The sequence below is a fragment of the Amycolatopsis dongchuanensis genome (assembly GCF_039542405.1).
Lineage (GTDB): Bacteria > Actinomycetota > Actinomycetes > Mycobacteriales > Pseudonocardiaceae > Amycolatopsis_E > Amycolatopsis_E sacchari.
Window position 1 is genome coordinate 60,980 of record NZ_BAABIB010000045.1, and the last position, 23,939, is coordinate 84,918.

General features: G+C 70.3%; 26 protein-coding genes. 11 read left to right on the plus strand and 15 right to left on the minus strand.

Annotated elements, in window-relative coordinates; all coding sequences use genetic code 11:
* Nucleotides 1-92: 92 nt before the first annotated feature.
* Nucleotides 93-368: a GlsB/YeaQ/YmgE family stress response membrane protein gene (locus ABFX51_RS08530; RefSeq protein WP_346053271.1), complete on the plus strand. Its 276-nt coding sequence runs from the start codon at nt 93-95 to the stop codon at nt 366-368.
* 64 nt (nt 369-432) lie between these two features.
* Here ABFX51_RS08530 and ABFX51_RS08535 read toward each other — a convergent pair whose 3' ends face one another.
* The 4 genes from ABFX51_RS08535 to ABFX51_RS08550 form a co-directional block, all read right to left on the minus strand.
* A complete protein-coding gene (locus ABFX51_RS08535; RefSeq protein ID WP_245783024.1) occupies nt 433-801 on the minus strand; it encodes a hypothetical protein in 369 nt (122 codons plus the stop codon).
* A 110-nt stretch (nt 802-911) separates the two neighbouring features.
* Entirely contained in the window at nt 912-2,732 is a 1,821-nt protein-coding gene (locus tag ABFX51_RS08540) for a VanW family protein (protein ID WP_346053273.1), read from the minus strand.
* Between the two features lie 18 nt (nt 2,733-2,750).
* Nucleotides 2,751-3,044, minus strand: coding sequence for a GroES family chaperonin (locus ABFX51_RS08545; RefSeq protein WP_091506427.1), 294 nt, complete (start codon nt 3,042-3,044; stop codon nt 2,751-2,753).
* Between the two features lie 61 nt (nt 3,045-3,105).
* Nucleotides 3,106-4,473 (minus strand): carboxypeptidase regulatory-like domain-containing protein, encoded by a 1,368-nt coding sequence (locus ABFX51_RS08550; RefSeq protein ID WP_346053275.1) that lies wholly within the window; start codon nt 4,471-4,473, stop codon nt 3,106-3,108.
* Between the two features lie 55 nt (nt 4,474-4,528).
* On the opposite strand from ABFX51_RS08550, the gene ABFX51_RS08555 reads away from it, so the two are divergent.
* Nucleotides 4,529-5,122: a TetR/AcrR family transcriptional regulator gene (locus ABFX51_RS08555; RefSeq protein ID WP_346053277.1), complete on the plus strand. Its 594-nt coding sequence runs from the start codon at nt 4,529-4,531 to the stop codon at nt 5,120-5,122.
* Here the strand turns inward: ABFX51_RS08555 and ABFX51_RS08560 are convergent.
* Complete coding sequence (locus tag ABFX51_RS08560; protein WP_346053568.1) at nt 5,100-6,896, minus strand: NHL domain-containing thioredoxin family protein; 1,797 nt, start codon at nt 6,894-6,896, stop codon at nt 5,100-5,102. The genes ABFX51_RS08555 and ABFX51_RS08560 overlap by 23 nt on opposite strands.
* Nucleotides 6,897-6,981: 85 nt before the next feature.
* Nucleotides 6,982-7,260, minus strand: coding sequence for a YiaA/YiaB family inner membrane protein (locus ABFX51_RS08565; protein ID WP_091506436.1), 279 nt, complete (start codon nt 7,258-7,260; stop codon nt 6,982-6,984).
* A gap of 53 nt (nt 7,261-7,313) precedes the next feature.
* Between ABFX51_RS08565 and ABFX51_RS08570 the strand changes: the two genes are divergently transcribed.
* Together ABFX51_RS08570 and ABFX51_RS08575 are read left to right on the plus strand one after the other, a co-directional pair.
* Nucleotides 7,314-7,994, plus strand: a complete 681-nt coding sequence (locus tag ABFX51_RS08570; protein WP_346053279.1) for an alpha/beta hydrolase — start codon at nt 7,314-7,316, stop codon at nt 7,992-7,994.
* A gap of 6 nt (nt 7,995-8,000) precedes the next feature.
* Complete coding sequence (locus ABFX51_RS08575; RefSeq protein ID WP_091506439.1) at nt 8,001-8,423, plus strand: FxsA family protein; 423 nt, start codon at nt 8,001-8,003, stop codon at nt 8,421-8,423.
* Here the strand turns inward: ABFX51_RS08575 and ABFX51_RS08580 are convergent.
* Nucleotides 8,407-8,958: an SCP2 sterol-binding domain-containing protein gene (locus tag ABFX51_RS08580; RefSeq protein ID WP_425425805.1), complete on the minus strand. Its 552-nt coding sequence runs from the start codon at nt 8,956-8,958 to the stop codon at nt 8,407-8,409. The two genes, ABFX51_RS08575 and ABFX51_RS08580, sit on opposite strands and share 17 nt — an antisense overlap.
* 50 nt (nt 8,959-9,008) lie before the next feature.
* Between ABFX51_RS08580 and ABFX51_RS08585 the strand changes: the two genes are divergently transcribed.
* Entirely contained in the window at nt 9,009-9,665 is a 657-nt protein-coding gene (locus ABFX51_RS08585) for a TetR/AcrR family transcriptional regulator (protein ID WP_091506442.1), read from the plus strand.
* Here the strand turns inward: ABFX51_RS08585 and ABFX51_RS08590 are convergent.
* Both ABFX51_RS08590 and ABFX51_RS08595 read right to left on the minus strand, forming a co-directional pair.
* Nucleotides 9,622-10,485 (minus strand): MaoC/PaaZ C-terminal domain-containing protein, encoded by an 864-nt coding sequence (locus ABFX51_RS08590; protein WP_428832458.1) that lies wholly within the window; start codon nt 10,483-10,485, stop codon nt 9,622-9,624. The genes ABFX51_RS08585 and ABFX51_RS08590 overlap by 44 nt on opposite strands.
* Entirely contained in the window at nt 10,485-11,828 is a 1,344-nt protein-coding gene (locus ABFX51_RS08595; protein ID WP_091506447.1) for a 3-oxoacyl-ACP reductase, read from the minus strand. The genes ABFX51_RS08590 and ABFX51_RS08595 overlap by 1 nt, the downstream gene beginning before the upstream one ends.
* A 79-nt stretch (nt 11,829-11,907) precedes the next feature.
* Between ABFX51_RS08595 and ABFX51_RS08600 the strand changes: the two genes are divergently transcribed.
* On the plus strand, nt 11,908-13,179 hold the full coding sequence (locus ABFX51_RS08600; protein WP_091506450.1) for an acetyl-CoA C-acetyltransferase: 1,272 nt from the start codon (nt 11,908-11,910) through the stop codon (nt 13,177-13,179).
* Between the two features lie 4 nt (nt 13,180-13,183).
* On the opposite strand, the gene ABFX51_RS08605 is transcribed toward ABFX51_RS08600, so the two are convergent.
* Nucleotides 13,184-13,687 carry a DoxX family protein gene (locus ABFX51_RS08605; protein WP_245783027.1) on the minus strand — a complete coding sequence of 168 codons (504 nt, stop codon included), beginning with the start codon at nt 13,685-13,687 and terminating at the stop codon, nt 13,184-13,186.
* 181 nt (nt 13,688-13,868) lie between these two features.
* Between ABFX51_RS08605 and ABFX51_RS08610 the strand changes: the two genes are divergently transcribed.
* The 3 genes from ABFX51_RS08610 to ABFX51_RS08620 all read left to right on the plus strand — a co-directional run bounded on the left by ABFX51_RS08610 (nt 13,869) and on the right by ABFX51_RS08620 (nt 16,602).
* On the plus strand, nt 13,869-15,065 hold the full coding sequence (locus ABFX51_RS08610; RefSeq protein WP_091506452.1) for an ATP-binding protein: 1,197 nt from the start codon (nt 13,869-13,871) through the stop codon (nt 15,063-15,065).
* 185 nt (nt 15,066-15,250) lie between these two features.
* The gene (locus ABFX51_RS08615) at nt 15,251-15,400 is read left to right on the plus strand and encodes a hypothetical protein (protein WP_346053285.1); all 150 of its coding nucleotides are present in this window, start codon (nt 15,251-15,253) and stop codon (nt 15,398-15,400) included.
* Between the two features lie 185 nt (nt 15,401-15,585).
* Nucleotides 15,586-16,602 (plus strand): bifunctional helix-turn-helix transcriptional regulator/GNAT family N-acetyltransferase, encoded by a 1,017-nt coding sequence (locus tag ABFX51_RS08620; RefSeq protein WP_346053287.1) that lies wholly within the window; start codon nt 15,586-15,588, stop codon nt 16,600-16,602.
* Here the strand turns inward: ABFX51_RS08620 and ABFX51_RS08625 are convergent.
* The 3 genes from ABFX51_RS08625 to ABFX51_RS08635 are packed head-to-tail and all read right to left on the minus strand — an operon-like array spanning nt 16,517 to nt 19,000.
* Nucleotides 16,517-17,077 carry a peroxidase-related enzyme gene (locus tag ABFX51_RS08625; RefSeq protein ID WP_346053289.1) on the minus strand — a complete coding sequence of 187 codons (561 nt, stop codon included), beginning with the start codon at nt 17,075-17,077 and terminating at the stop codon, nt 16,517-16,519. The two genes, ABFX51_RS08620 and ABFX51_RS08625, sit on opposite strands and share 86 nt — an antisense overlap.
* Nucleotide 17,078: 1 nt before the next feature.
* Nucleotides 17,079-18,725 carry a monocarboxylate uptake permease MctP gene (mctP, locus tag ABFX51_RS08630; protein ID WP_346053291.1) on the minus strand — a complete coding sequence of 549 codons (1,647 nt, stop codon included), beginning with the start codon at nt 18,723-18,725 and terminating at the stop codon, nt 17,079-17,081.
* Nucleotides 18,722-19,000, minus strand: coding sequence for a DUF3311 domain-containing protein (locus ABFX51_RS08635; RefSeq protein WP_091506463.1), 279 nt, complete (start codon nt 18,998-19,000; stop codon nt 18,722-18,724). Before ABFX51_RS08635 ends, mctP begins: the two co-directional genes overlap by 4 nt.
* A gap of 172 nt (nt 19,001-19,172) precedes the next feature.
* Here ABFX51_RS08635 and ABFX51_RS08640 point away from each other — a divergent pair, with 172 nt between their 5' ends.
* The gene (locus ABFX51_RS08640) at nt 19,173-20,771 is read left to right on the plus strand and encodes an alpha/beta hydrolase (RefSeq protein ID WP_346053293.1); all 1,599 of its coding nucleotides are present in this window, start codon (nt 19,173-19,175) and stop codon (nt 20,769-20,771) included.
* 117 nt (nt 20,772-20,888) lie between these two features.
* Complete coding sequence (locus tag ABFX51_RS08645) at nt 20,889-21,131, plus strand: helix-turn-helix domain-containing protein (protein WP_091506467.1); 243 nt, start codon at nt 20,889-20,891, stop codon at nt 21,129-21,131.
* A 9-nt stretch (nt 21,132-21,140) separates the two neighbouring features.
* Here ABFX51_RS08645 and ABFX51_RS08650 read toward each other — a convergent pair whose 3' ends face one another.
* Nucleotides 21,141-21,971, minus strand: coding sequence for a TIGR03621 family F420-dependent LLM class oxidoreductase (locus tag ABFX51_RS08650; protein ID WP_346053295.1), 831 nt, complete (start codon nt 21,969-21,971; stop codon nt 21,141-21,143).
* Between the two features lie 55 nt (nt 21,972-22,026).
* On the minus strand, nt 22,027-23,850 hold the full coding sequence (locus ABFX51_RS08655) for a phosphoenolpyruvate carboxykinase (GTP) (RefSeq protein WP_346053297.1): 1,824 nt from the start codon (nt 23,848-23,850) through the stop codon (nt 22,027-22,029).
* Nucleotides 23,851-23,939: the final 89 nt, after the last annotated feature.

Genomic DNA, 23,939 nt, shown 5'->3' on the forward strand with positions numbered 1-23,939 from the left:
CGTGACGGGGCCCTTTCTCGTTTCCAAAACGAGAGGTTTGCCGGAGGAACCGCTGCGGTATCCCCTGGGGGCCAGCGACATAAGGAGTTTCGATGACCATTGGCGGAATCATCTCGGCGATCGTCGTCGGTCTGATCATCGGTGCGCTCGGTCGCCTGCTCGCCCCCGGCAAGCAGAGCATCCCGATCTGGCTGACGATCGTGATCGGCATCGTCGCCGCGTTCATCGGTACGGCGATCGCGCGGGGCATCGGTTACGCGGACACCGACGGCATCGACTGGCTGGAAGTGCTCACCCAGGTGGTGCTGGCCGCGATCGGGGTCTCGCTGGCGAGCGGCATGTACGGCCGCCGCAACTTGACCAGGTAGAAGGACCAACCCTCCGGTAACCGGGTGGGGAGGGCGCGGCGGGGCGCCCTCCCCACCCTTTTTTTCATTTCCGGAACACCGCGCAGGCCACCGCGACGTAGGACTTCTGCGGCGTCCGCCAGGCCACCTCGGCCCAGCGGTTGTCCTTCACCTGCTTGCCATCCGCCCCGACGCAGCTGTACTCGCCGCCCGTCACGTACGGCCCGCACGGCACGTCCGTCGCGCTTACGCACGTCGTGTAGTTGTTGCAGGTCAGCGTGCCCAGCAGGGCGGAGCCGGGATCGGCCGCCGCCCGCACGTTGAGCCTGCAGTCGTTCGCCGGCGAGGCGTGCACCAGCGCCGGTTCGGCTTCCGCGGCACCCGCCGCCTGCGGCACGGCCAGCACCGCCCCCGCCACCCCCGCGCACACGACGAACACCTTGGCGGACCTCAAGACACCAACCTCCCAGAAACACTCCGTGACACCAGGACGACGGTGAGTATGGCCCCGCGGGCACGGCGTTCCGCCAGGGTTCCGGCACGATTTCCCCCGGACGTGCTGCCCTAACAGATGACGGCGGACCTGGCCGAGTACGTCGTGCTGGTGCTGTCGCGGCGGACCTCGGCGCCGGTGGCGGCGTCGTAGAGCACGCGCGTGTCGCTGACGCTGAAGCCCGGGGACCCCGCCGACCACTGGCAGCCGGGCGGACCCGGTTCGACGCCGGGTGGCGTGAAGTTCGTCCGAGGTCCCGTGTCGCTCTCCACCCGGTACTGCCGGGCGCCCCAGATCCGCACCGTGACCGTCGAGCCCGTGACGTTCGCCTGGACGATCACGGCGCCGTTGAGGCTGTTGGTGAACTTCAGGTCCACCGGGGAGCCGTCGTCCCGGATCGCCGCGGCGTCCCGGCCCACCGGGTAGCGGTCGAGGTAGTAGGGCTGCGGGGTGTGCCCGGCGTCGGTCAGGCCCGCGAGGTAGGCGGCGTTGTACAGCGTGGTGGCGAACTGCGAGACGCCACCACCGCGGACCGTGGGCCCGGTGCCGTCGTCGTTCGCCGGGGCCGGCACGAAAGCCGCGCCGTAGGAACCCGTCCTGGCCAGGAGGCTGAAGGTCTCACCGGGTTTCACGAGCGCGCCGTCGACCTTCGCGGCCATCGCGCGGACGTTCGCCGCGGCGGGTTCGACCGGCTCCCCGGTGCTGAACTCGCCGACGACCTCCCTGATGCCCAGCGCATTCGCGGCTTCGGTGGTCAACGCGGGCTTCGTGGTGCGGTACCGCACGGGCAGCTCCCGGCCATCGGCCTTGACCAGCACGCCCATCAACGGCGAGAAGGTGCCCGCCCAGTCGACGCGGCGCCCGTCCTCGGACGGCCGGACCGTCGGCGCGCCGCTGGTGAACACGATCTGCGCGTCCCTGCCGTCCTGCTCGGTCCCCGCGAGCTGCGGCTGCAGGTTCTGCCGCAGCTTGGCCGGGTCGACGCGCACGTCGAGGCTCCCGTCGTCGCGCGGCGTGATGGTCATCGCGGCGGAGATGGCCAGCGGCGTGAGGATCGCGTCCGTGCCTTCTCCGTGCAGGACAACGGGTTTCGCGACCGCCGGGCGCACGATGTTGTCGAGCGCCGCCTGCACCCCCGCCGCGGTCGCCTTCACGGGCGTGAGCGCCATCGGCAGCTGCACCCCGCTCTTGTCGAGCCAGCGGGTCTTCACGAGGTTCACCGCGCCACGCAGGTCGGTCAGCTGCTGGCCCCAGCGGGGCTCGACGGCGTACGCGCCGACGCCGTCCCCGGCCGCGCGGAACACGATGCCGCCCTCCGTGGCGGGGTGGTCGAGCTGTTCCGCCGCGAGCCTGTCGACCGCCTGGGTCAGCGCGTCGGCGTCCACCGTGGTCACGACGTCCACCGTGCGCCGGGTGAAGAACGAGGTGAGGCGGTCGAGCGGGTCGAGCGGCTGGTGCCCGGCCTGCGCGAGGGTGGAGGGCCAGTCCAGGCCGAGCCCCGAGCGCACCGGGTCCAGCGTCGTCTGGACGTCCCCGGCGAGGACCGGTACCGGTTCGGTGAGGCGGGGTTCGAGCTCGCGGCGCAGCTTCGCCTCGGCGTCGGCACGGCTGAGGCCACCCACGTCCACGCCCGCGACGACGACCCCGCGCGGCACCTCACCGGCGCTGAGCACCAGGTCCACGGTGTAGAGCACGACACCGGCGGCGAGCACGCCGCCGACCGCCATCAGGACCTTCGCCAGCAAGCGCTTTCCGGGCGAGGGCGGCACGGGCGAGACGCGGTCGCCGTCGAGGAGCTCCTCGACCAGCGCGGGCTGCTCGTCGAGGGGTCTGTCGAGCTGTTCCGTGGGCGGGGCCTCGGAGTCCCAGCCCGGCCAGTGCTCCTCCCGCACACACCCCTCCCCGCGCAGTTACAGGTACAGCCCCGTTCCGTGCTCCGTGCGTTCGGTCGCCACCGCGTGGATGTCGCGCTCCCGCATGACGAGGTACGCCTCGCCCTGGACCTCCACCTCCAACTGGTCCTCCGGGTTGAACAGCACGCGGTCGGAGACCTTCACGTTGCGCACGTTACTGCCTACCCCGAGTACATCGCCCCAGGCAAGCCGGCGCGCGACCTGGGCCGTCGCGGGGATCACGATGCCGCCGCTGCTCCGCCGCTCGCCCTCCTCGGCCGCCAACCGGACCAGTACCCGGTCGTGCAGCATCTGAATCTCGAGTTTGGGTCCCGGAGCTGGGACACTGGTGGGTTCGGACACCTTGGTAATGCTACGCACCCGCCACCGCGGACACCGGCTGGCGCCTGCCGCTCAGCTCGAAGTCCTCGCGGCGTGTTTCACCCTCGCGGACGAGGATCCGCCGCACCGTCGAATACCGGCCCGGCGCGGACACGACCAGGTCCACGAACTGCTCCGGCAACCCCGCCACGGCGTAGCAACCGGACTCGTCCGCGACCGTCCGCACGAGCTGCTGGCCGCGCCCGCCCATGACCGTCACCACGGCACCGGGCACGGGTTCACCTTCGCTGCCGCGGACCGCACCGCTGACCACGGGCACCGGCTCGCCGAAGTGGCGGTGCCGCGCCGGAACCGCCGTGGGCTGGGGCATCTCGAACACCGGGTCCTCGACGGGCGGCTCGGCGACGGCCTGTTCGGGGGCCGCCTTCCGCTTCTGCCACAGCGCGTGACCGGCGACCAGCGCGACACCGACCAGCACCCAGGCGCACAACATGAGAATGGGCCGCAGGATGCCGACGCCGTTGAAGTAGAAGATGCCGCGGGCGGCCTCGATGAGGTTGCCCATGGGCATGAACGGGTGCAGCGCGCGGAAGAAGCCCGGCACGAGCTGGACCGGCACGGCCCCGCCGCTGGAGGGCATCGACAGCAGCACGAACAGCCCCATCGCGACCCCGGGGAAGTACTGCTTGGCGATCGGCACGAAACCGAACGAGGTCAGCGAGATGCCGAGGCTGAGCAGGAACGCCAGCGGGATGACCGCCGGGTGGTTCGGGATGACGTGCATCGCGAGCCCGCCGAGGTAACCGGCCACGCTGAGGAACGCGGCCCAGCCGACGAGCAGCCACAGCTTCGTGCGACGGCTCATGGTAACGGCCCGCAGCAGCATCATGACCACGATGTAGCTGGGGATGTTCCACGCCAGCACCAGGTAGAACATGCCGGTGCCCATCGGGTCGCCGCTCGCGGTCGGGGCGAGGTCGACGACGGCCATCGTGCCGCCGCTCCGCGCGGCGATCGGCGTGAAGGTCTGGGTGAGGATCGACTCGAGCATGTAGCCGTCGGCCTTGGCGACGTACAGCGTCGGGTGGGCCGGGTCGGCGGAGAAGCCGGCCGTCGCGTCGCGGTCCAGGACGGCCTGGCGGGCCGCGTCACCGCTGGCGACGGGGAGGACGTCGAAGGCGCCGGGGCTCGCCTGGCCCAGCGCGGCGTCGATGCGCGCGGCCGCGGCGGGATCGGCCACGGCGACCTTCACGTGGTGCGGCGTCGGCTGGTGGAACGCCAGCAGGTAGCAGACCAGGAAGCCGGTGAAGAAGAACACGGGGAACCACAGCGTCTCCGCCAGTGTCCGGGTCAGGGGCTGCTTCGATTCGTTCGTCTCGGTCTCCACTCCATCCGCCATATGGTCCATCGTACGCTTTTTTGCAGCAGTGCAAAAATGCAGTACTGTAAGAAGTATGACAGCGACGGGGCTTCGCGAGCGGAAGAAGGAAGCGACGCGGCAGGCGTTGCGGCACGCGGCGATCACCCTCTACCGCGAGCACGGGCCGCAGTCGGTGACCGTCGAGGACATCTGCGCGAAGGCCGGCGTCTCGCCGAGGACCTTCTTCAACTACTTCGAGTGCAAGGACGACGCCGTCCTGTCGCTCGACCTCAGCATCGCCACGCTGGGCCGGCGGATCACCGAGCGCCCGGCGGAGGAGAACCCGCTCACCGCGCTACGGGCGGTGTTCGCCGCGCGCTTCGCCGAGATGACGGGGAGCGAGACGTTCCGGGAGCGCACGCTGCTGCTCCGCGAGTACCCCGAGCTGATGAACCGGCTGGCGCACACCAACAAGACCATCGAAGAGACCGTCGTGCGGGCGATCGCGGACCGCACCGGGCTGCCCGCCGACGACGTCTACGTGCGCACGACGGCGGCGGCCGCGTTCGCCGCGAACCGCACCGCCATCGCGTCCTGGCAGCCCGGCGAGGGTCCCGACCTGGTGACACTCCTGCACCAGGCCATGGACGTCCTCGAACGGGGCCTTACCCCGCCCCCGCCAGGATGAGCCGCAGCTCCGCCGGGCCGTCGGCGGTCAGCCGCACCGGCACGCCCCAGTCCTGACGCGTCACCCGGCACACCGGGTGCTCGGCGTCGGAATCGCAGCTCGCGGCCTGCGCCACGACCTGCAGCACACCTTCGGACAAGCCCTCGGCGAGCCGGATCTTCCGCGTCAGCTCGGTGCCCGTGCCACCACCGTCGACGAGCAGTTCGGGCGGGGAGGCGCTGATTTCCAGGCGCGTCGACGGACCGAACCGGTCGTCGAGCTTCTCCCCGGGCGGCGGCGTGAACACCACCGTCAGCTCCACCTCACCCGGCGCGAGCACGCTCGGCGGGCGGCGGACCTCGTGCGCGTCCCCGGCGACCTGCGCGGCGTCCGGCGACAGCGGCAACGCCGTGAGCCGGTGCCCGGCGGACTCGACGACGATCAGCGCCTCGTCGGTGACCAGCAGCCCGGAGGGCTCGGCCAGCCCGCTCGCGATCGTGCCGACCTTGGTGGTCTCGGGGTCGTAGCGGCGGATCGCGCCGTTGTAGGTGTCGGCGATGGCGATCGTGCCGTCGGGCAGCACCGCGACGCCGAGCGGGTGCTGGAGCAGCGCGTCGGCGGCGTCGCCGTCCCGGTGGCCGAAGGTGAACAGGTCGTAGCCGACGGCCGTGTGCACCTCGCCGTCCTCGATCCAGCGCAGCGCCGACGTCTCCGCGTCGGCCAGCCACAGCCGGTTGCCCTGCACGGCGAGACCGGACGTCTGCGCGAAGAACGCCTCGGCGAGCACGCCGTCCCGCAGGCCCTCGACCGTCGTGCCCGCGTACCGGGTGATGGCGCCCTCGACGGGGTCGAACAGGCCGAGCGTGTGGTTGCCCGCCATCGCGACGACCGCTCCACCGGCGGGTGCGAACCAGACGACGTCCCAGGGGCTGGTGAGGTCGATCTCGCGGGCCGGGCCACCGGTCTCGCCGTCGCGCCACTGCCTGCCCGTGCCCGCGACGGTGGAGACCATGCCGTTGCCGAGGTTCACGCCCCGCAGCAGGTGGTTCGCCGTGTCTGCGACGAGCAGGTGGTAGCCGACGCGCTCGGCGACCTCGGCGGGCAGCAGCGCCAGGCCCGACGGCTCGGCGAAGGTCGCCACGTCGAAGGCGCCGTCCGCGGAGCCGCGCTCGCCGCTGCCGAAGCGGCGCACCACGGTCTCCCCGTCGGAGGCGAACTCGACGATGGAGTGGTGCGCCGTGTCTGCGACGAGGATGCGCCCCTCCGCGGTCGCGATGGCCTTGCTGGGGAACTTCAGCTCGGACTGCTGTTCTTCCACCGGCACGTAGAGGCTGCCGCCGCGGCGGAGCGTGCCCTTGGCTTCGTGCTCGGCGACCAGCCCCGAAATGACGCGGCGCAGCGCCTCCGCGTGCCCCTCCCCGGCGGCGACGTGCACGACGTAACCCTGCGGGTCGATGACGACCAGGGTCGGCCACGCCTTCACGGCGTACTGCGACCAGAGCTCCATCTTCGGGTCGCTGAGCACGGGGTGGTGCACCTCGTACCGGCGCACCGCCGCCTCGACGGACGCGGCCTCGCCCTCGTGCAGGAACTTCGGCGAGTGCACGCCGATCGTCACCAGCACGTCGGCGAACTCGGCCTCCAGCGGGCGCAGCTCGTCGAGCACGTGCAGGCAGTTGATGCAGCCGGACGTCCAGAAGTCGAGCAGCACGATCTTGCCGCGCAGCTCGGCGAGCGTCGGCTGCGTGCCGCCGGTGTTGAACCACCCGTCGCCGGACAGCTCGGGCGCGCGCACCCGGGGCGTGCGTTGCACAGAAGTCACGTCAACGCACAACGAGCGGTTCGCGGCGGGTTGTTCCCGGTGTCCGCCATGTGGAACTTCACAGTGCGGGCTCCTTGTAGGGGTCGTGCTCGGCGAGGAGCTTCTCCAGTCGTGCCTGGTCGACCCGGTTGGTGAGCGCGCTGTCCTCCTGCCGGTCCCGCACGCACTTGGCGAGGGTGAAGGCGGAGGTGACGGTGTAGAGCAGGCCGAGCGCCAGGAAGGCCCGCACCCACCCACTGACGGGCAGGAACACGATGCCCGCCGCGACGGCGACGAGCGCGACCCCGAAGGAGATCGCGGCCTGGGCGAAGAAGGCCCCGGTGGTCGATTTCGTCATGAGCGCAACCATGCGCCTGTGCGGCGGGTCCTGTCTTGAGTACACCTACTCATATGCGACTGGTGTTCGTGCACGGCGCCCTCGTCCGCGACGGCGCGTGGTGGTGGAGCCGGATGGCTCCGCTGCTCGCGGAGGCGGGGATCGACAGCGTGGCGGTGGAACTGCCGAGCTGCGGCGGAGGCGGTGACCTGCACGACGACGCCGCGGCGGTCCGGGCCGCGCTCGAGGCCTCGGACGAGCCGGCACTGCTGTGCGGGCACTCCTACGGCGGCATGGTGATCACCGAGGCCGCGGCTCCTCCGGCACGGCGGCTGATCTTCATCGACTCGTTCCTCCCGGAGCTCGGCGAATCGATCGCGACCTTGGCGTCCGGGCCGCCACCGTACGAGCCCGCGGGCGAGGGCCTCGTGCGGTTGAAGCCGGCGCTGATGCCGCTGTTCGTGCACGACTGCGACGACGAGGCGGTCGCCGGAGCGGAGGCACGGCTGACAGCGCAGTCTTCGGTGGTCTTCGGGCAGTCGCCGCACTCCGTGGGCTGGCGGACGCTGCCCTCGACGTACGTCGTGTGCGCCGAGGACCGCGCGACACCTCCGGCGCTGCAACGCGCCCAGGCACGCCGGGCCAGCGAGGTGGTGGAGCTGGCGGCCGGGCACCACCCGTTCCTGTCCCAGCCCGCGGCGCTCGCCGAGTTGATCATCCGCTGCGGGGAGCAAACGGACCTGCCCGTCCGTTGAACCGGTATGGCTGTCGTGTTCCTGCTCTACGTGGTCGCCGAGGTGGCCGCGGTCTGGGCGGTCGGTTCCGTCGTCGGGGTGTTCGGCACGCTCGGGTTGCTGCTGGCCGGCGCCGTGCTCGGGTCCTGGCTCGCCCGCCGGGAGGGGGCGCGGGCCGCCCGCGCGTTCCTCGACGCCGCGCGGGCCGGGCGTTCACCGCAGGCCGAGGTGACCGACGGGATGCTCGTCGCGCTCGGCGGGGTGCTCATCCTCGTGCCCGGGTTCCTCAGCGACCTCGCGGGCCTGCTCCTGCTGCTGCCCCCGACCCGTGGCGTGGTCCGGCGCGCGTGGCTGCGCCGCGTCGAGAGGCGGACGCCGCCGAGCGTGATCGTGGTGGACAGCGAGGTCGTGCCCGACGACCGCGCGCACCCGGTCATCGAGGGGCGCTAGGGATGTCGAAGTAGCCGGACAGCCGCACGGCGGGGGCGTACTCGCCCTTGACGCGGACCTTGCCCGTCACGAACATCGCCGCCACCGCCGCGTTTCCCGTGGCGATGCGGAAGAAGTCGTCGGCGGCCAGCGTGATCGTGGTGTCCGGCTCGCGGCCGAGATCGGCGCCGGAGACACACCGCCCGTCCTCGATCACGGTCTGGAAGCGGTCGTACCCGCCGTCCCCTTCACCGCCGGAGAACCGCCAGTTCACCACCACCGACGAATAGCGTGCCTTTTCGGGCAGGAAATGCCGCGACATGCGGCGGAAGATCTCCTCCAGGAACACCCTGCGCAGTTCCGGGTGCTCGGCCACCGCGCGCAACTGTTCCTTCGACGCCCTGGCCACGACGTCGACCAGCGTTTCCGTGGACATCTCGCGCATTTCCACGCCCGCGCCCGCGACGCCGAGCATGTGCAGGGTTTCCAGCAGCCGGATGAACTGCCCGGCATCGAGCTTCGCGAGGTCGAGTCGCCGCGCCAGTGCGTCGATCACTTCGGAAGACACCCGATGATCGTACCGGTGGAAAAGGGTAGCGTCTTGCTGTGACCGACGACGTGAAAGCCCCGCCGCCCCGGTCCCGGCGCCTGCCGAGGGCCGTGCGGGAACGGCAGATCTTCGACGCCGCCGTGCAGGTGTTCTCCCGCCACGGCTACCACTCCGCGTCGATGGACGAGATCTCCGAGGTCGCCGGCGTCTCCAAGCCGATGATCTACTCCTACCTCGGCGCCAAGGAGGACCTGTTCGCCAAGTGCGTCCAGCGCGAGTCCACCAGGCTGCTGGAGGCCGTGCGCGAGGGCGTGCGCCCGGAACTGCCGCCGGACATGCAGCTGTGGCACGGCCTGCGCGCGTTCTACCGCTTCGTCGCCGAGTACCGCGACTCCTGGACGGTGCTGCACCGCCACGCGCTCACCACCGGCGGGCAGTTCGCGGACGAGGTGAACCTGTTGCGCAGCAAGGCGATCGACATCGTCGCCGCGCTCGTCGTCAACGCGGGCACCAAGAAGGGCCTCGGCCAGGTGGCCGAGTTCTCCGGGCCCGCGCTCGCCGCGTCGCTCGTCGGCGCGGCCGAATCGCTCGCCGACTGGTGGCTCGACCACTCCGACGTCTCCGACGGCGTGCTCGCGTCGTGGCTGATGAACCTCGTGTGGCTGGGGTTCAACGATCTCGTCGAGGGGCGGGTGTGGCGCCCGGCGGACTGATCGTGCCTTCCAGGTGCGGCTTGGGTTTCCGCGCGTTCCACAGCTCGAAAGCCCAGCCCGTCTCGGTTTGCCAAGAAGTGAACGCCACCTTCGCGGGCAGCAGCACGGGAAGCTTGAACCGCACGTCCACCGTGTAGGCGTCGGGCAGACGGCCTTCGAACGCGGCGAGCACCCGCGCCTTCGTCCACATGCCGTGCGCGATCGCCGACGGGAAGCCGAACAGCTTCGCGGTCAACGGGTGCAGGTGGATCGGGTTGCGGTCGCCCGACACCTCCGCGTACCGGCGGCCGATGTCGCCCGGCACGCGCCAGATCGCGTTCGGCGACGGCGCGGCGAGCTGCTTGCCCGGCGCGGACTTCTCGCCGCCACCGCCGCGGCGCAGGTACGTGCTCACCTCCGTCCACACCACACGGTCCGAAGTGGACACCTCGCTCAGCACGTCGAACTGGCGGCCCTTTTCGTGCGGGCGCAGGTTCTCCGCCCACACCCGCACGGACACCGTGTCGCCCAGCCGCACCGGCCGGTGCTGCGTGATCCGGTTCGCCACGTGCACCATGCCCAGCAGCGGGAACGGGAAGTCCGGCCGCGTCATCAACGCCATCTGCAGCGGGAACGCGAGCATGTGCGGGTACGTCGCGGGAAGTTCGTCACCGAAGCGGAATCCACACACCTGGTCGTAGGCGGCGACGTGCCGTGGATCGAATTCCACGTCCCGGCGCACGTATTCGGCGTCGGGCAGCGTGTCGCCGCCACGGGACGGCAACAACGCCTTCGCGTAGAGCGGCGCCAGTCGCGGCGCGGCCTTCAGTTCCTCCACCATCACGCCCCCAGCAGCGCCTGGCCGCACACGCGGACCACGTTGCCGTTCACCGCGGCGGACGCGGGATTCGCATACCAGGCGATGGTTTCCGCGACGTCCACCGGCAGCCCGCCCTGGCCGAGGCTCGACAGCCGCCGCCCCGCCTCGCGGATGACCAGCGGGATCGCCGCCGTCATCTGCGTCTCGATGAAGCCCGGGGCGACGGCGTTGATCGTGCCGCCGTACTCGGCGAGCTTCGGCGCGGCGTCGTTGACCATGCCGATCACGCCCGCCTTGCTGGTGGCGTAGTTCGTCTGCCCGACGTTGCCCGCGATGCCCGCCATCGACGAAACGCCGATGATGCGGCCGTTCGGCCGCAGCACCTTGTCCGCGAGCAGCTTGTCGTTCACGGCGAGCTGCGCGGCGAGGTTGACGGTGAGCACGGCGTCCCACGCGCCTTCGGTGAGGTTGCCGAGCGTCTTGTCGCGGGTGATGCCGGCGTTGTGCACGACGATGTCCACGCCGTCGTGCCGTTCCTTGAGGTGGTTCGCGAGCTTCTCCGGTGCGTCGGCCGCGGTGATGTCGAGCTGCAGCGCCGAGCCGCCGATGCGGTTCGCGACCTTCGACAGGTCCGCACCCTGGGCGGGGATGTCCAGCGCGACGACGTGCGCGCCGTCCCGCGCGAACACCTCGGCGATCGCCTCGCCGATGCCACGGGAGGCACCGGTCACGAGCGCGACCTTGCCGGCGAGCGGCTTCTCCCAGTTCTCGGGCGTCGGCACGGCCGGAATCCCTTCGGTGCCGACGCGGACGACCTGGCCGTCCACGAACGCCGACTTCGCCGACAGCAGGAAGCGCAGCGTCGACTCCGCGGCCTCCTCGGCCCCCGGCGCGACGTACACGAGCTGCACCGTCGCGCCCCGCTTCAGCTCCTTGCCGACCGAGCGCGTGAAGCCCTCCAGCGCGCGCTGCGCGATCCGCTCACGGCCTTCGGCCAGCTCGGGCGGCGTGCCGAGCACGACGACCCGGCCGCACGCGCCGACCTTGCGGATGACCGGGTGGAAGAACAGGTACAGCTCGCGCAGCTGCGCGGGGTCGGTGATGCCGGTGGCGTCGAAGACGAGCGCGCCGTACCGCCGGTCCTCGACCGGCGCGGTGAGCACCTCGATCCCGGCACCGGACAGCTGCGTGCGGACGGTCTTCTCCAGCCGTCCACCGGGCGCGGCGCCGAGGAGTGCGGGACCATCGAGCGGAGGCTGCCCCGGCCGGTAGCGGCGCAGCGTGGCGGGGTTGGGCAGACCGAGCTTCGGCACCAGGAACCTGCCGACGGGCGTCTTGGTGAACTGCTGGTAGCGGTCGGCCATCGGGACCCCTCCTTGCTTCGCACGCAACCTACTCGCGAGTAGGTTACACTGTTCCCAGCGATCCACCAGGAGGCAAGTCATGGACGTCCGCAAGGTCGCGATCCTCGGCGGCAACCGCATCCCGTTCGCGCGCTCGAACGGCCCCTACGCGAGCGCGTCCAACCAGGACATGCTCACCGCCGCGATCGACGGGCTCGTCAGCCGGTTCTCCCTGCAGGGCGAACGCATCGGCGAGGTCGCCGCCGGCGCGGTGCTCAAGCACGCGCGGGACTTCAACCTGGCGCGCGAAGCCGTGCTCGGCAGCAAGCTCTCGCCCGAGACACCGGCCTCCGACGTGCAGATGGCGTGCGGCACCGGCCTGCAGGCGATCGTCAACGTCGCCAACAAGATCGCGCTCGGCCAGCTCGACTCGGCGATCGCCGGTGGCGTGGACACCACGTCCGACGCGCCGCTCGCGGTGAACGACGACCTGCGCCGCATCCTCGTGCGGCTCAACTCGGCGAAGTCCCTCGGCGAGCGGCTGAGGCTGCTGACGAAGCTGCGCCCGGGCCAGATCGTGCCCGAGATCCCGCGCAACGCCGAGCCGCGCACCGGGCTGTCGATGGGCGAGCACGCGGCGCTGACCGCGAAGGAGTGGGGCATCACGCGCGAGGCCCAGGACGAGCTGGCCGCGACGAGCCACCAGCGCCTGGCCGCCGCGTACGACCGCGGCTTCTTCGACGACCTGATGACGCCGTTCCTCAGGCTCACGCGCGACCAGAACCTGCGCCCGGACTCGACGGCGGAGAAGCTCGCCAAGCTCAAGCCGGTGTTCGGCGGGCCGGACGGGACGATGACCGCGGGCAACTCCACCCCGCTCACCGACGGCGCGTCCACCGTGCTGCTCGCGAGCGAGGAGTGGGCGAAGGCGCACAAGCTGCCGGTGCTGGCGTACCTGACGTTCGCCGAAACCGCGGCGGTGGACTACGTGCACGGCCGCGAGGGCCTGCTGATGGCTCCCGCGTACGCCGTGCCGCGGATGCTCGCCAAGGCCGGGCTCTCGTTGCAGGACTTCGACTTCTACGAGATCCACGAGGCGTTCGCCTCCCAGGTGCTGGCGACGTTGAAGGCGTGGGAGGACCCGGGCTTCGCCAAGGAGAAGCTGGGCCTGGACGAGCCGCTGGGCTCGATCGACCGCGCGAAGCTCAACGTCAACGGGTCGTCGCTCGCGGCGGGCCACCCCTTCGCGGCCACCGGCGGGCGCATCGTCGCCACGCTGGCGAAGCTCCTGCACGAGAAGGGCTCCGGCCGCGGGCTGATCTCGATCTGCGCCGCCGGTGGCCAGGGGATCACGGCCATCCTGGAGAAGTAACGCCTCAGCCGGGCAGCAGGTCCTTCGCCGCGCCCGCCGTGCTGGCCACCTGCTTGGAGGCCTTCGCGGCGGCGCGGCGCGTGCGCCAGCCGACGGACGGCTTGCCCTCGGTGTCGGCCGCCGCGATGAGCAGCCCGCCGACGAGGGCGAGGTTCTTCAGGAAGTGGATGATCTGCTCCTGCTTGTCGGCGTCCTTGGCCTCCCAGAACGCGTGCCCCGCCACGGTGGTCGGCACGAGGCTGCCCACCAGCGCGAGCGAGGACAGGCGGGGGAACTTGCCGAAGGCGAGCGCGGTGCCGGCGGCGATCTTCACGCCCGCGTCGATCTTGACGAGGCTCACCGGGTCGGTGGGCACCTGGTCGGGCAGCTTGTCCTGCTGCTGCCCGACCGTCTTGTCGATCAGGGGTTTCGCCACCTCGGCGTGCCCTTCGGCCTGACGCAGCGCGTTGATGCCGCCGTAGATGAAGATGGACGCCAGCATGGGGCGGGCCAGTCGACGCAGGATCACGGTCGTCGCCTTCCTAGGTTGCCTTCCGGATGCCGCCGAAGTACCCACTAGCCCCCTCTTCAAAGCTCTACAGCTTTATTGGCTCAACACTAGAAAGCGCTAGAAAGCCGTAGCGACACGCCGATAGCGGTCTCTCGGCAAATATCAGAGCAGCACTAGAAACCCCGATACCGTCGTAGGGATGGACCCCATCCGCAACCCCTTCGCGCCGGGTGCCGGGCAACGGCCGCCGGAACTGGCCGGACGGGAACGCGAGCTGTCCGCGTTCGAGGTGGTGCTGCAACGCGTGGCGCGGGGGCGGCCGGAGCGGAGCCTGATCCTGACCGGGCTGCGTGGTGTCGGCAAGACCGTGCTGCTGGGCGAGCTGCGGTCGATGGCGGTCAAACACGGCTGGGGCGCGGGCAAGATCGAGGCCCGCCCGGACGCGGAGCTGCGGCGGCCGCTGTCGGCGGCGTTGCACCGCGCGATCCGGGATCTCGCGGTGCGGCACCGCGCGCCGGACCGCGTCGACGAGGTGCTGGGCGTGCTCAAGGCGTTCGCGCTGAAGGCGAGCAAGCCCGACGCGAAGCTGCGTGACCGGTGGCAGCCGGGCATCGACGTGCCCGCCGCACAGGGGCGGGCGGATTCCGGCGACATCGAGATCGACCTCGTCGAGCTGTTCACCGACGTCGCCGAACTGGCCGCGGACGTGGGCACGGGCGCGGTGATCCTGATCGACGAGATGCAGGACCTCAAGGCACCGGACGTGTCGGCGTTGTGCGCGGCGTGCCACGAGCTTTCGCAGTCGGGTGCGCCGCTCGTCGTGGTCGGCGCCGGGCTGCCGCACGTGCCCGCGGTCCTGTCGGCGTCGAAGTCCTACTCCGAGCGGTTGTTCCGGTACGCGCGGATCGACCGGCTCGACCGCGACGACGCCGACCGGGCGGTGATGGCGCCCATCGAGCGTGAGGAAGCCGGGATCGAACCGGAGGCGCTGGACGCGCTGTTCGACGCCTCGGGCGGCTACCCGTACTTCATCCAGGCGTACGCGAAGGCGGCCTGGGACGCCGCGCCCGCCGATCCGATCACCGTGAAGGACGTGCAGGTCGCCGCCCCGGAGGCGGAGCAGGAGCTGGCCGTGGGCTTCTTCGGTTCGCGCTACGAGCGCGCGACGCCCGCCGAGCGTGAGTACCTGCTGGCGATGGCGGAGCTGACGCAGGGCCGCGACGAGGGTGCCGGCACCTCGGACATCGCCGTCTACCTGGGCCGGAAGCCGTCGTCGCTGTCCCCGGCGCGCGACAGCCTGATGAAGAAGGGGCTCGTGTACTCCGCCGAGCGGGGGCTCATCGCCTTCACGGTGCCGCACTTCGGGCACTACCTGCTCAGCCGCCGCGAGGACTGATCGGGTCTTCTAATGCTTTCTAGCTTTTCAGCTAGAGATCGCAATCGTCCGCGATACGCCTTCTTCGCCGATGATTCATCGGCGAGTGCGCCAAGTCACCGGAGGATCGTTGGCGAGCTTGTGAAAAAAGGTGCATACTGGAGGAGTCACCACGAGAGACTCCACCTGAGGGGATGCGAGAACCCATGAGCAACTTCGCCGCCAAGCTTCGTGCCCGCCGCGCGCAGGCCCGGACCCGTCGCGCGGTGAACCGTGCCATCGAGACCGCCGCCAGCCCGACCGTGCGCCAGGAGCTGTTGGCGATCGCGCAGGCGCACCAGTCGCACATGCGGTAAGAAGTGAGCTGGAACACAAACGAGCCCGGGTGTAACGCCACCGGAAGAGTCGGCGATACCCCATACGACCCCGTGATGCTGGCGGACCCCCGACCTGGCAGCATCACGGGGTTTTCCATTGCCTGAACCCGGTTGACGCGCGCGTTATTCTTTGACGCAGTCAACGAAGTGGTTGAGGTGAGCAAATGAACGATCGCCAGCTGCTGGACCGGGTCTCCCGCGTCCGCGCGTTCAACCGGCTCTACACGGGCGTCATCGGCGTCCTCGACGAAGGGCTCGTCGGCACGGAGCACTCGCTCAGCGAGGCCCGCGTGCTCTACGAGCTGGAGCAGCAGGGCGTCACGGAAGTGGCGGAGCTGCGCCGCCGGCTCGATCTCGACGCCGGGTACGCCAGCCGCCTGCTCGGCCGCCTGGAGAGCCGCGGTCTGCTGGTCCGGGAACGCTCGGAAACCGACGCCCGGCGCCAGCTCATCCGGCTCACCGAAGCCGGCCGGGAAGCTCAGCATTCGCTCGAACAGCGCACCATCGAACAGATCGGCAAGCTCCTCGGCCGGTTCACCGACGAGGACCAGCAGCGGCTCCTGCGCTCCATGCGGGTGATCACCGAGCTCGTCGGCGACCGACCCCGTGACGCCACCGTCGTGCTGCGCCCGCCCCGGCCGGGCGACTTCGGCTGGGTCGTGGCGCGGCACGGCGCGTTGTACGCGCAGGAGTACGGGTGGGACGCCACGTTCGAAGCGCTCACCGCCCGGATCGTGGCCGACTACGTCGAGAACCACGTGCCCGCGAAGGAAGCGGCGTGGATCGCCGAGGTCGGCGGGGAACGCGCGGGCTGCGTGTTCTGCGTCCGCGGTTCCGACGAGCACACCGCCAAGTTGCGGCTGCTGCTCGTCGAGCCGGGTGCGCGCGGGCAGGGCCTCGGCAAACGGCTCGTCGCCGAGTGCGTCGCGTTCGCCAAGGCTCAGGGCTACACCGCGATGGAGCTGTGGACCAACGACGTGCTCACCGCCGCCCGCCGCATCTACGCCGGGGCGGGGTTCCAGGTCGTCGGCCGGGAACCGCACCACAGCTTCGGCGCGGACCTGGTCGGCGAGACCTGGCGGCTGGAGTGGGGAACTACCGGCCCATCCCGTAGAACTCCGGGTTCGGGCGGAGCGCGGTCAAGTGGGCCAGCCGGTTCGACATCGCGAACAACGCCGTGATCGCGCCGATGTCCCAGATCTCGTCCTCGGTCAGGCCCGCCTCGCGTGCCGCCTCGACGTGCCGCTCGCCGAACAGGTGCGAGTCGCGGGCCAGCGCGAGGGCGAGCTCGACGATCGCCCGCCCCCGCCGGTCCAGCTCCACCTGCCACGGGTTGCTCGACACGCGGTCCGCCAGCTCCGGGTCCTTCGCCCGGATCCGCAGGATCGCCCCGTGCGCCACCACGCAGTACGTGCAGTGGTTGGCGCCCGAGGTGGCGACCACGACCAGCTCTCGCTCGGCCTTGCTCAGGCCTTCGGAGCGGTCCATCAGCGCGTCGTGGTAGTCGAGGAACGCCCGCAGCTCCGCCGGGCGGTGGCCGAGCGCCCGGAAGATGTTCGGCACGAACCCCGACTTCTCCGCGATCGCGCCGACGCGATCGCGGAGGTCGCCGGGCAGGTCCTCCAGCTCGACCACCGGGAAGCGGCTGACGGGCACGTCAGTGCGCCCCGATCGGCCGGAGGTCCTCGTCGTGCTCGTCGGCGTGGTAGTCGGTGCCCTCGGTGTCGTCCGTGCCGTTGAAGATCTTCAGCTGCCGGGCGATCACCGTGACGACGACCGCGACCACGAGGTTCGCCACCAGCGCCACGAAACCCGGGTAGATCTGCGTCGCCACGCCGTCGAACGGGTGCCAGCCGAAGATCGACAGCTTGCCCAGCGGCATCGCCGAGCCACCGAAGTGCGCCTTGCCGTTGGCCGGGTTCGGGATGTTGTAGAGCATGATCAGGCCCCACGCCATGCCGACGGCCCAGCCCGCGATGAGCCCCCAGCGGTGCAGCCAGCGCGTGTACAGCGCGATCGCCACCGCGGGCAGCGTCTGCAGGATCAGCACACCGCCGATCAGCTGCAGGTCGATGGAGAACTGCGGGTCGATGAACAGGATGAACGCGACCGCGCCGAACTTCACCACCAGCGAGGCCAGCTTCGCCTGGTTCGCCTCCTGCTTCGGCGTCGCGTCCCGCTTCAGGTACTCCTTGTAGATGTTGCGGGTCCACAGGTTCGCCGCCGCGATCGACATGATCGCCGCCGGCACGAGCGCGCCGATCCCGATGGCCGCGAACGCGATGCCCGCGAACCACGACGGGAACTGGATGTCGAACAGCACCGGGATGACGGTGTTCGAGTCCGGCCTGCCGGTGGCCGCGTTGGTGATCGGCTTGACGCCCGCCGTGATGGCGACGTAGCCCAGCAGCGCGAGCAGGCCCAGCAGGAACGAGTACGCGGGCAGCGCCATCATGTTCCGCTTGATCACGTTGCGGCCGCGCGAGGCGAGCACGCCCGTGAGCGAGTGCGGGTAGAGGAACAGCGCCAGCGCCGAACCCAGCGCCAGGGTGATGTACTGCAGCTGGTTGGTGCCGGTCAGCAGCACCGAACCGGACTTCTTCTGCGCGAACGTCGCCGCCGAGGTGTCGATGATGTGCGACCAGCCGCCGAGCTTCGCGGGCAGGTAGAACACCGCGACCAGGATGACGACGTAGATCAGCCCGTCCTTGACGAACGCGATCAACGCGGGCGCGCGCAGCCCGGACTGGTAGGTGTAGAGCGCCAGGATGACGAACGCGATCAGCAGCGGCAGGTGCCCGACGATGCCCGAACCGTTGAGGCCCATCGTGCGCAGCACCGCCTCCAGGCCCACCAGCTGCAGCGCGATGTAGGGCATCGTCGCGACGATGCCGGTGATCGCGATCAGCAGCGCCAGCGTCGGCGAGCCGTACCGGCCGCGCACGAAGTCCGCCGGCGTCACGTAACCGCGGGAGCGGGACACCGACCACATGCGCAGCGCGGGCAGGAAGACGATCGGGTACAGGATCACCGTGTACGGAAGGGCATAGAAGCCGAGCGCTCCGGCACCGAACACGAGCGCCGGCACGGCGACGAACGTGTACGCGGTGTAGAGGTCACCGCCGACGAGGAACCACGTGATCCAGCCGCCGAACTTGCGGCCGCCCAGCCCCCATTCGTCGAGGTGGTCGAGGGAGGACGCCGCCTTCCAGCGGGCCGCCACGAACCCCAGGACCGTGACGAACAGGAAGAGCACCACGAAGATGCTCAGCTCGGTCCACTGCAGGCCGTTGCCCGGCGTCATCGCTGCTCCCCCTCGTCCAGCTCGTCGACGGCGAGCCGGTCCGGCTTGCCCTTCACGACGGGCGTGTCCTTCGTGGTCAGGTACACCACGGCCACCGAGGCGACCCCGATGATCACGTAGACGAACTGGAACCAGTAGAAGAACGGCAACCCGAACAACCTCGGCCTGTCGAAGTTGAACCACGGGGTGACCAACATCAACAACGGGATCAGCAGGAACAGGTTCCACGGGCGGAACTGCAGCCCCGTGACCTTCCCGGCGGCTTTGCCAGACATCGGACCTCGCTAGCACGTTCGGACGACCGAGCAGCACCTTATGTCCTGCCTCCCGGCTCCGTCACGACCACCCGTGATATCGATTCGGGCAGGGAACGCCCGACTAAGGAGGGTTGCCCGGATCGCCCTCGGCGGATAGGAAGGTGCGACCGCTGAACCGAAGGGGCGAAGCATGAAGTCGAAGCGCTACGCGGTGGTGATCCCGGCACTGGCCGGCGCCCTGCTGGCGGGCAGCACGGTCGCCGCGGCGGCCCCGGCACTGCCGTTGAACTCCACGGGCATTCCCGCCAAGTACGCGAGCCAGGCGCTGAGCTGGCACACCTGCACCTCGGACGAGCTGTCCGGCCAGACGCCGCCCGCGGGGGCGGAGGGTATCGAGTGCGCGACCTACCGCACCCCGCGCGACTGGTACCACCCCGGCGCGAACGTCGACCTGACGATCGCCGTGAGCAGGCTCAAGGCGACCGGCGACGCGACCGCGAGCGTCCTGGTCAACCCCGGCGGGCCGGGCGCGCCCGGCCGGATCTTCCCCGCCCGGCTGCGCAACCAGGCGAAGCTGCGCGCGCACCAGGAGATCGTCGGGTTCGACGTGCGCGGCACGGGCAAGAGCACGAACATCACGTGCGGTGGCGCGATCGGCACGGGCAACACGCTCGACCCGCGTGACCGCAGCAGGCCGAACCTGAACCTGATCCTCGACGCGACGAAGTACGCGGCGGACTCGTGCCAGGTCAAGTCGGGCGAGCTGGGGCCGTTCATCAACACCGACCAGACCGTGCACGACCTGGACCTGCTGCGCGTGCTGCTGGGCAGGCAGAAGGTCAACTGGGTGGGCTACTCGGCGGGCACGTGGCTGGGCGCGCACTACGCGCAGGCGTTCCCGAACCGCGCCGAGCACTTCGTGCTGGACTCGAACACCGAGTTCACCACCACGTGGCAGAAGTCGTTCGACTGGCAGCCGCTGGGCTTCGAGCGCCGGTGGCGCGAGGACTTCCTGCCGTGGATGGCGAAGTACGACAAGCTGTACCACTTCGGCACCACGGGTGAGGCCGCTCGGCAGACGTACGAGCAGGTCCGCGCCGCGCTGGCGAAGCAGCCCGTGGACGTCGACGGCGCGCCGCTGTCGGCCAACGAGCTGGACTCCTACATCGCGTCGAACATCTACAGCAAGCGCTCGTTCCCGTCGCTGGCCGAGTACCTGGTCAACGTCCGGACGCTGACGCAGAACGCGCCCGCCGACCAGCAGGTCGCGGCGAAGCGCGAGGTCAAGGCGGAGCACGCGGAGGACAAGGCGCTCGGCCCGCAGCCGCTCGTCGTGCCGACCGACTACGACGACGCCTACGACGCGAGCTTCTGGACGATCCCGTGCAACGAGGGCCCGTGGTTCGGCAACCGCCAGACCGCGATCCGGCAGTCCGACCAGCTCGGCCCGCAGTACCCGCTGCTCGGCTGGGGCTGGCTGATCCAGCCGTGCATCTTCTGGCGCAACCAGCCGGTGCCGCTGCCCGTGCTCAACGGCAAGGGTGTGGCCCCGGTGCTGATGGTCCAGTCCACCCACGACCCGGCGACGCCGATCGAAGGGGCGCAGCGCGCGCACCGGGCGTTCCAGGGCTCGCGGATGATCACCGTGACCGGTGAGGGCGACCACGGCATCTACGCCGGCGGCAACGCGGCGGTGGACAAGGTTGTGGAGGACTACCTGGTGGACGGCATCGTGCCGAACGACCAGACCCTGCCGGGGATGCCGTTGCCGGTGCCGCCCGGCGCCTGAGTTCCCGCAGTTCGAAGGCCCCGCCGTGCGATCGCCCGGCGGGGCCTTCGCTTTGCCCACAACCTGTGCACAGAGTTGTCCACAGGTTGTGGAGGATTTGGCGGATAGACTGGGGACATGGTGCGTGTCCCGCTGACCGAAGCCGAGCGTGCCCGTGGTGAGCGGCTGGGTGCCGTCCTCCGGGAGGCGCGGGGCTCGCGCAGCATGGTCGAGGTGGCCGCGGAGGCCGGGATCTCGGTGGAAACGCTGCGGAAGATCGAGACGGGCCGCATCCCGACCCCGGCGTTCTTCACGGTCGTCGCGGTGGCCGACGCGGTCGGCCTGCCGCTCGAAGCCCTGCGTGGAGCCGTCCCGGCTTAGGTGTTGCTGCTAGCGGAGCAGTTCGATCACCGGGGCGAAGGCCTCGAAGTCGCGCTCCATGACGCTGATGTAGGTCAGGCCCAGCTTTTCGCGCTGCTCGCGCAGTTGCTCGGCGATCTGCTCCGCCGTGCCGACGAGCAGCGTCGGCAGCTCGCCCAGTTCCTCGGCCGACAGCCCCGGCGCGTACGGCCGCAACCGTTCCAGCGAGCCGCGGCGATCGGCCGTCACGTCGACGAACTGGATCAGGACGTTCAGCTCGGCTTCGCGCTCGCCCAGCGCGGCACGCACGAACTCGACGCGCTCGCGGAACGCCGGCGCCCCCGCCAGCGTCGACAAACTCCCGTCCGGCTGCGCGCCCGCGCCGGTGAACGCGACGATGTCGGCCCGCTCGGCCGCCAGCCGGAGCATGCGGTCGCCCCAGCCGCCGATGAGCAGCGGGCAGCCGGGCGCACCGAGCGCGTCGAGCGCGGCCACCATCCGGTCGATCCGCCTGCCGCCGCTCTCCCACGGGATACCGGCCTCGTCGAACTCCGGCTTCGCGTAGCCCGCGCCCAGCCCCAGCTCCAGCCGCCCGCCCAGGAAGTCCCGCACCGTCGTGATCTCGCGGGCCAGCAGCACGGGGTTGTAGAACGCCGCGTTCAGCACGAACGGACACAGTTTCGGGCGCTCGGTGACCTCCGCCGCGAGCACCAGCGCCGGGAACGGCGCCGGCATGCCCAGGTGGTCGGCCACGCACACCACGTCGTACCCCAGGTCCTCGGCCCTGCGGCACTTGTCCACCCACCCGGCGCGCTCGCCGGGCGCCATCATGTTGACCCCGAACCGGAACACGCCACTCACGGAAGCAGCCGGTTTTCCCTTCTGTCAAGGGAAAACCGGCTGCCTCCGGCATACCTCAGCCGAGCCGCTGCCTGAGCAACTCCAGCTCATCCCGCAGGTTGGACGGGACCCTGTCGCCGATCTTGGCGAACCACTCCTCGATCAGCGGAATCTCCTGGCGCCACTCGTCGGGGTCGACGTCCAGCGCCGCCTGGATGTCGGCCAGCGGCTCCTTCAGGCCCTCGGTGTCGAGGTCCTCGGCCCGCGGCACGAGACCGATCGGCGTCTCGACGGCGTTCGCCTTGCCCTCGATGCGCTCGACGATCCACTTGAGCACGCGCGAGTTCTCGCCGAAGCCCGGCCACAGGAACCGCTTGTCGTCGCCGCGGCGGAACCAGTTGACGTAGAAGATCTTCGGCAGCTTCGTGCCGTCGGCCGACTTGCCGAGCTCGATCCAGTGCTTGAAGTAGTCACCGGCGTGGTAGCCGAGGAACGGCAGCATCGCCATCGGGTCGCGGCGCACCTCGCCGACCTTGCCGGCCGCGGCGGCCGTCTTCTCCGACGACATGGTGGCGCCCATGAACACGCCGTGCTGCCAGTCACGCGCCTCGTTCACCAGCGGCACCGTGGTGGCGCGGCGGCCGCCGAACAGGATCGCCGAGATCGGCACGCCCTTCGGGTCGTCCCACTCGGGCGCGAGGATCGGGCACTGCGACATCGGCGTGCAGTAGCGCGAGTTCGGGTGCGCGGCGGGCTCGCTCGACTCCGGCGTCCAGTCCTGCTTCTTCCACGACGTCAGGTGCTCGGGCTTGGAGTCCATGCCCTCCCACCACACGTCACCGTCGTCGGTCAGCGCGACGTTGGTGAACACCGTGTTGCCCTGCTCGATGGTGCGCATGGCGTTCGGGTTGGTGTGCCAGTCGGTGCCCGGCGCGACGCCGAAGAAGCCGAACTCCGGGTTCACCGCGTACAGCCGGCCGTCCTCGCCGAAGCGCATCCACGCGATGTCGTCGCCGAGGGTTTCCGCGCGCCAGCCCGGGATCGTCGGCTGCAGCATCGCGAGGTTGGTCTTGCCGCACGCACTGGGGAACGCCGCGGCGATGTAGTACGCCTTGTCCTCCGGCGAGATCAGCTTGAGGATCAGCATGTGCTCGGCGAGCCAGCCCTCGTCGCGGGCGATCACCGAACCGATGCGCAGCGAGTAGCACTTCTTGCCCAGCAAGGAGTTCCCGCCGTAGCCCGAGCCGTAGCTCCAGATCTCACGCGTCTCCGGGAAGTGCGAGATGTACTTCGTGTCGTTGCAGGGCCAGGGCACGTCCTGCTCACCCGGCTCCAGCGGCTTGCCCACCGAGTGCAGCGCGGGCACGAACGGGCGCTCGGTGCCGTCCTCGGTCACGAACTTCTCCAGCGCCGCCTTGCCCATCCGCGTCATCACGCGCATCGACGCGACGACGTAGGCGAAGTCGGTGATCTCGATGCCCAGCTTCGGGTCGTCCGCGCCGAGCGGGCCCATGCAGAACGGGATCACGTACATCGTGCGGCCCCGCATGCAGCCCCGGTACAGCTCGGTCATCGTGGCGCGCATTTCGTCCGGGTGCACCCAGTTGTTGGTCGGCCCGGCGTCCTCCTCGCGCTCGGAGCAGATGAACGTCCGCTCCTCCACGCGCGCGACGTCGCTGGGGTCCGACGCGGCCCAGAACGAGTTCGGCTTCGCCTCCAGCGGCACGAACGTGCCCGCGTCGACGAGTTCGGAATTGATCCGCGCGGCCTCTTCCTCGGAGCCGTCACACCACACCACTCGGTCAGGAGTGGTCAGCTCGGCGACTTCACGAACCCACGCGAGCACTCCGCTGTGTGAGGTCGGCGCCTTGTCCAGTCCCGGGATGGCTACTGCAGTCATTCCTTCTCCTGACTTCGACGGGAGGAGCCCGCACCCGGACGCGACTGGTTGTCCGGATGCGGGCTCCATCGCCGGCGACCGAATGGCTT